Genomic DNA, 5,317 nt, shown 5'->3' with positions numbered 1-5,317 from the left:
TCACCCGTCCGCCGCTCTTTACCGAAGTAAATCGCTCGACTTGCATGTGTTAGGCACGCCGCCAGCGTTCATCCTGAGCCAGGATCAAACTCTCAAATAAAAGTTGTTACCTGCTCAGATTAATCATTATCTGAATATCTGGCTTGGTTTGTTTGTGTTTAATTCTTAAAGAATTAATTTATTGTTAACCTACTGTTTAATTTTCAAAGTTCTTATTTGCTTGTTTCAGCTTTTTAATATTACCAAAACTTTTTTTCCTTGTCAACAACTTTTTTAAAAAACTTTTTTTGTGTTGTTCTGAATCAAGTTGACAAGTTATACTTTATCATCTTACGATTCATTCGTCAACAACTTTTTCAAGTTTTTTTGTTGCCGTTTTGTCTCTCTCTCGAGGACAAGTATCACTATACCAGGTTGAAATTATATCGTCAATACTTTTTTTAAAACTTTTTTCTAGATTTTTTAATCATAAATCATAACTATTTTTTATCCACATTTCCACATTTTTGTATACCTTAATATTTACAATATATCATTGAGTCAATATTATTTTATCCACATTTACTCCCTATTTATTCACATTATTTTTTTAATTAAATTTATATTCGTTTTAGTATAAATAAAAAGAAAGTAATAATATTTATTACTTTCTTTTTAAATTTCTATTTAGCAATATATAAATCTGATTCCATAAATTCATATTTTAATACAATTTCATTCGAACTTAAACTTTCTTGGACATTAATAATTCTTTGATTACTAGACCCTCTAAATTTTAATTCTATATTTTTTTCTTCAAATATAAATTTACCATCTACTAAAACGTCAACATATTTTAATAAATTCATATTATCTAAATATAAGGGGTTACTGCTACTAGTTAATTGTTCAAAAGTAAAACCTGTATAAGCCCAAACATCTAAATTATTTTGTTTTGCAACTTTAGATATAGATGCTAATGCTTTAGGCTGTAAAAATGGTTCTCCTCCTGACAGCGTTATACCTCTTTGCAACTTTAGTTTTCTTATTCTTTCTATTATATACTCCGTATCAACTATAGTGCCACCATCTAAATTATGAGTTTGAGGGTTATGGCATTTATAGCAATTATGTATGCATCCTTGTGTCCATATAACCATTCTAAGTCCTGGCCCATCTACTATGCTGTCATAATAAATATCTGATGCCAACCTAACCTTCATATAAATCACTACCTTCCAAATTATCTATGTTTTACCCTGTCCCTTACTTCTGCTTTTTTAGCATCATTAAATCTATCAACAGTTCCTACTAAATAACCTGTTATCCTTCTTATTCTTTCAAATTTAATATTACTATCATTTTCATTCCTTCCACAATTAGGACATATATCCCCCTCTATCACACCAGAGTATCCACATATAGGATCTCTATCGACTGGATGATTTACACTTCCATACCCTATACCTAATTCTTTCATAGCCTTTATAATAGTTTCAAATGCTTCTAGGTTATTAGATGTATCGCCATCTAACTCCACATATGTTATGTGTCCTCCATTTGTCAAAGAGTGATATGGTGCTTCTTTCTTTATTTTATCATATGCACTTATTTCATAGTACACTGGCACATGAAATGAATTAGTATAATAATCTTTATCAGTTATACCTTGTATATTCCCATATAGCTTTCTGTCTATTAATGTAAATCTTCCTGAAAGACCTTCCGCTGGTGTTGCTATTAATGAAAAGTTTAAGTTATATTCCTTTGATGCCTCATCCATTCTATCTCTCATATGAGATATTATCCTTAATCCTAATTCTTGAGATTCATCGCTTTCACCATGATGTTTTCCTGTTAATGCTATCAAGCATTCTGCTAATCCTATAAATCCTAACGTTAATGTTCCTTGTTTAATCACTTCTTCTAATTTATCTTCTCCTCCAAGTTCATCAGAGCCACGCCATATTCCTTGCCCCATTAAGAAAGGAAAATTCTTTACTTTTTTATTACCTTGTATCTCCATTCTCTCTAGTAGTTGATCTATTACTAAGGATATCTTCTCATCTAAATCCTTGAAAAATTCTTCTAAATCAGCCTTATCATTTTTTATTATTCCATGTTTAATACCTAACCTTGGTAAATTTATAGTAGTAAAAGATAAATTACCTCTTCCACTTGCTTCATCATCCCCACATATATTACTCATAACCCTGGTTCTACATCCCATATAGGTTGCTTCTGTTTCTGGCTTTCCTTCTTGATAATATTCTTTATTGAACGGAGCATCTAAGAAACTAAAGTTAGGAAATAATTTTTTAGCTGATACTCTGCATGATAATTTAAATAAATCATAATTAGGGTCTCCTTCATTTAAATTAATACCTTCTTTTACTTTAAATATTAATATAGGAAATATGGCTGTTTCTCCATTACCTAATCCTTTTTCCATGGATAGAAGTAAATTTTTACTTACCATTCTCCCTTCTGGTGATATATCTGTTCCAAAGTTTATACTAGAAAAAGGTACTTGGGCTCCAGCTCTAGAGTGCATGGTATTTAAATTATGTATAAACCCTTCCATTGATTGATATGTCTGTCTATCAGTTTCCTTATATGCTCTATTATATGCAAAGTCTTGTATTTTTCTTGACAACTCTTCATCTATATTAAATTCATTTACTAATCTTTTACTCTCTTCGTTTCTATATTCTATACTTTGATTTAATCCTACATTAGACTTAGTTAGTTCTTCTGTTGAATAAACTATTTTCTTTAATGTTTCATAATCATGCTCATTTACTAATAGTTCAAATGCTTTTGATAAGTTATCTATATATAATTTTCTAAAAGTTTTATATACACCTTTTGACATATCATAATCAAAAAAAGGTATACTTTGACCTCCATGTTGATCATTTTGATTACTTTGGATAGCTATTGCAGCAAGCGCACCATAGCTCATAATACTGTTAGGTTCTCTTAAAAATCCATGACCTGTTGAAAATCCACCTTTAAATAGTTTATCTAATTGAATTTGACAACAAGTTAGTGTACCCATATTTAAAAAGTCCATATCATGTATATGTATATCTCCTTTTTCATGAGCAATAACATGTTCTGGTTTTAATATAAAAGTTTTACAAAATTCTTTTGATACTGCACTACCATATTGAAGCATTGTCCCCATAGCAGTATTTCCATCTATATTAGCATTTTCTCTTTTTATATTTGCATCATTAGCATCTTCAAAGGTTATTTCACTAATAGATTTCATTAATCTTGTTCTAGAATTTCTAATTCTGCTTCTTTCGTTTCTATAAGTAATATATTTTTCGCTAGTTTTAGCATGACCTCCTTCTATCAATACCTTAACTACAACATCTTGAACATCTTCAACTCCAGGAATAGTATCTCCATACTTAGAATTTAATATTTTAATGACATCTTGAGTTATTTCTTCTGCTATTTGATAACTAGGTGCAACCCCTTCATTTTTTGCAGCCTCACTAGCAGCTAGAAAAATAGCTCTTGTAATTCTGTCATCATTAAATTTTATAATTCTGCCATCCCTTTTTTTTATATACTCTACCAATTAAAACCCCTCCTAATTACTATATATAGTATATATTATATAGTTTAACCACTATATATAGTATATATCCTTAAAAAAATACCCTCTAACAATGTTACAGGGCATTTTTATTTTTTCCTTTTCTATAAGATTAGCAAACTTACTATTTTTAGTCAAATTTTTGTAACCTTTGAAAATACTACATTTTTATAAAGGATAGGTTTTCAATGTAAGTATTTGTAAAGGTTTGATGTCAATTATATTTTTTTATAATTTTTATAGATAAATTTAATTATCTTATGACATTTTAAATTATTTTACTATATGATAATTAGTATATATTAAAAGGGAGGTAATTATATGTTATCAAAGAGACTTGATGTTATTACACCGTCTTGTACAATAGGAATAAGTTCAAAAGTAAAAAGTATGAAAGAATCTGGTATTAGTGTTCTAAATTTAAGTATTGGAGAACCTGACTTTAATGTACCAAGTAAAGCTATTGAATATGGAATTAATTCATTGAACAAAAACTATACTAAATATGATTTAGTTCCTGGATTAGCTATGTTAAGAGAAGAAATTTGCAAAAAGCTTTTAGAAGAAAATAATTGTAATTATTCAATAGATGAAATTGTACTTTCTAGTGGAGCAAAGAATGCTATAACAAACGCCCTTCTAGTTACAACAGATCCAGGAGATGAAGTTCTAATACCAAAACCATATTGGGTTAGTTACTCTGAAATGACTAAACTTGTTAATGCAGTTCCTGTACCAATTGAAACGGATAAAAAAAATGATTTTAAATTGACAGGAGATTTATTAAGAAGGTATATCACAGATAAAACTAAAATACTTCTATTAAATAATCCTTCCAATCCTACTGGAAGTGTTTATTCAAAAGAAGAATTATTAGATATAGCTAATGTATGTTTAGAAAAAAATATCTATATATTAGCTGATGAAATTTATGAACGAATATGCTATGACAATCAATTTGTTTCTGTCGCATCTTTAGGAGAAGATATAAAAGATATAACTATTACTATAAATGGATTTGCAAAATCAGTAGCTATGACAGGATTAAGATTAGGGTATACCGCTTCTAATAGAAAAATCGCAAAAGGAATAAGCTCAATACAAGGTCACTTAGTTTCTCATCCTTCTTTAACATCTCAGTACATAGGATATGGTGCGTTAAAATATTGTAAAGAAGATATTAATAATATGGTAAAAACTTATAAGAATAGAAGAGATTTAATTACTTCTAAACTAGACTCTATAAAATATATCGATTATGTATATCCCAATGGTGCTTTTTATATATTTATAGATTTATCTCAAGTATCTAAAAGATATAACTATGAAGATAGTTTCTCTATAGAGTTTTGCAATGAATTTTTATCTGAATATAAAGTAGCTATTGTTCCCGGAAAAGCATTTGGCATAGATGAATATGTGCGCATATCTTATGCTTGCAGCGAGGATGAATTTTTAGAAGGCTTAAATAGATTAGAAAAATTTATTTTAAAAATTATGAAATAATAAAAAATCCACGTAAATTTAGTATAACTACAAATTTACGTGGATTTTTAAGTTGGGTTTTTTACATGGCTTTTATTTTAATAAAAAAAAATTACGTGGCTACGTGCTACTCTCCCAGGGGGCTTCCCCCCAAGTACCATCGCCGCTCAAGAGCTTAACTTCTGTGTTCGGAATGGGAACAGGTGTATCCTCTTTGCTATAATAACCACATAATCTTTA

At 29.0% G+C, this 5,317-nt stretch carries 3 protein-coding genes and 2 rRNA genes; 1 reads left to right on the top strand and 4 read right to left on the bottom strand.

The window, feature by feature from the left end; genetic code table 11:
* The 3 genes from J7G74_RS11110 to J7G74_RS11100 form a co-directional block, all read right to left on the bottom strand.
* Nucleotides 1-100 (bottom strand): 16S ribosomal RNA (locus tag J7G74_RS11110); the annotation flags it as partial.
* A 562-nt stretch (nucleotides 101-662) separates the two neighbouring features.
* Nucleotides 663-1,202 carry an anaerobic ribonucleoside-triphosphate reductase activating protein gene (gene nrdG / locus J7G74_RS11105; RefSeq protein ID WP_297135278.1) on the bottom strand — a complete coding sequence of 180 codons (540 nt, stop codon included), beginning with the start codon at nucleotides 1,200-1,202 and terminating at the stop codon, nucleotides 663-665.
* 20 nt (nucleotides 1,203-1,222) lie between these two features.
* A complete protein-coding gene (locus J7G74_RS11100; RefSeq protein ID WP_297135276.1) occupies nucleotides 1,223-3,574 on the bottom strand; it encodes an anaerobic ribonucleoside triphosphate reductase in 2,352 nt (783 codons plus the stop codon).
* A 339-nt stretch (nucleotides 3,575-3,913) separates the two neighbouring features.
* On the opposite strand from J7G74_RS11100, the gene J7G74_RS11095 reads away from it, so the two are divergent.
* Complete coding sequence (locus J7G74_RS11095) at nucleotides 3,914-5,098, top strand: pyridoxal phosphate-dependent aminotransferase (RefSeq protein WP_297135273.1); 1,185 nt, start codon at nucleotides 3,914-3,916, stop codon at nucleotides 5,096-5,098.
* A 93-nt stretch (nucleotides 5,099-5,191) separates the two neighbouring features.
* Here J7G74_RS11095 and rrf read toward each other — a convergent pair.
* A 5S ribosomal RNA gene (rrf, locus tag J7G74_RS11090) occupies nucleotides 5,192-5,308 on the bottom strand.
* Between the last annotated feature and the right edge of the window lie 9 nt (nucleotides 5,309-5,317).

The sequence above is a fragment of the Terrisporobacter sp. genome, assembly GCF_017888745.1.
In the GTDB taxonomy this organism is placed as follows: Bacteria; Bacillota; Clostridia; order Peptostreptococcales; family Peptostreptococcaceae; genus Terrisporobacter.
Note: the sequence above shows the minus strand (reverse complement) of the source record. Positions and strands in the feature narration are given on the sequence as shown.